Annotated in this window: 1 protein-coding gene and 1 tRNA gene; both read left to right on the forward strand. The window is 70.4% G+C overall.

Translation table 11 applies throughout. From position 1 onward, the window contains the following. Nucleotides 1–494 precede the first annotated feature (494 nt). Nucleotides 495–1,187 (forward strand): winged helix-turn-helix domain-containing protein, encoded by a 693-nt coding sequence (locus ACGFH9_RS00315; protein WP_355237437.1) that lies wholly within the window; start codon nt 495–497, stop codon nt 1,185–1,187. Between the two features lie 92 nt (nt 1,188–1,279). Further along, nucleotides 1,280–1,351, forward strand: a tRNA-Arg gene (locus tag ACGFH9_RS00320). Nucleotides 1,352–1,480 lie beyond the last annotated feature (129 nt).

The following is a 1,480-nucleotide window of genomic DNA, read 5'->3' on the forward strand; positions in this document are numbered from 1 at the left end:
CCGTGCGCGGCGCAGGCCGTGCGCGGCGCAGGCCGTGCGCGGCGCAGGCCGTGCGCGGCGCAGGCCGTGCGCGGCGCAGGCCGTGCGCGGCGCAGGCCGTGCGCGGCGCAGGCAGTGCGCGGCCTCGATGATCGACTCGGGTTCATGCACAGCGGGCTGTCTGCGTCGCCGGGACACCCCGGCTTCCAAGAACCCGAGTCGATCAAGGCACCCCACACGGCCGAGATGCGCGTGATCCACACGAGATCGGGGATGTGGCGGCGTCCAGGCGTGCGGATGCCGCCACATCGGCGACCTGGCGACGGACCACGTCAGATCGACGCCGATCTGCGCTTCCCGGCCGGGTCTGCCGGGCAGCCTGGGGGGCCTCCACGTCCCATAGGTACCGGTTCATCACTTATCGTCGTTTTGCGTTGGACGGGCGATTACGTTGCTTAGAGAGTTTTCTCCACACATATCGTGACCAGTTGTGATTCGCGCTCGTTGCCCAAGACGTGGGGGTTGCACTCAGAGACGCACGGCGCTCGGTAACCAGTTGGTGCCGACGCCACACCATCGGCGGTGACGGGGCGGTGGCAGCCGTCCGTCGCGGACAGCGGCAGGGCGAGCCGGGAATGCTCAGCCGCGACCAGGAACTCGAACTCATCGACACACTCCGGGGCGTCCACCCCGACGAATTCGGCCTCGACGAGGAGCTGTGGACGCGGCAGAGCCTCACCACGCTCATCCAGCGCCGGTTCGACCTTCCGCTGGACGTGGGCGCCGTCGGGGCGTACCTGCGGGCCTGGGGGTTGGGTCCGCGCGAGCCGCGCGAGCGTGCCTGTGGTCTCTGCGTCAGCGCGGTCGAGCGGTGGGTACGCAGCGAGTACCCGACGATCACCCGGACGGCCCAGGAACACCTGGCCGAGGTCTACTGGATCGGGCGGGTACGGCTGCGCGGCACGATGCCGGCCGCCGACGTGATCTCCGCCGTGTCGTCCCGGGGTCGGGTGCGCTTCATGATCACGACCCCGACTGTCGACCCGCCGCTCCCCCGGGACTTCGTACTGCGACTCAGTGGCGAGGAACAGCGCACCGTGCACCTGATCGTGGACGGTTCCTGGCCCCGCAACGAGTGGCCGCGCCGACTGCCTCGGCGGATCGTCCTGCACCCGTTGCCCAGTTGCGGGCGGGCGGTCGCGGCCTGAGCACCGGGTGGGCCGGTCGCCGACACGGTCGGCCCACCCGATACCGATTCGGCGTACGCGGAGGAGGTTTGCTAGTCTTCTCCCGTCGCTGAGCCCCCGTAGCTCAGGGGATAGAGCACCGCCCTCCGGAGGCGGGGGCGCAGGTTCGAATCCTGCCGGGGGCACAAGCTTTCGTGCTCCATGTCCGCTGAGAAGCGCGGACCTGGGGCGCTTGTCATTTCTGCCCCGGGGCCGAGCCCCGGACCCCACGCATCCTGCGCAGGCTTGCGCCGTACCGCGCCGCGGGTGGCCTG

The sequence above is a fragment of the Micromonospora sp. NPDC049102 genome, from assembly GCF_043197485.1.
Classification (GTDB): Bacteria; Actinomycetota; Actinomycetes; order Mycobacteriales; family Micromonosporaceae; genus Micromonospora.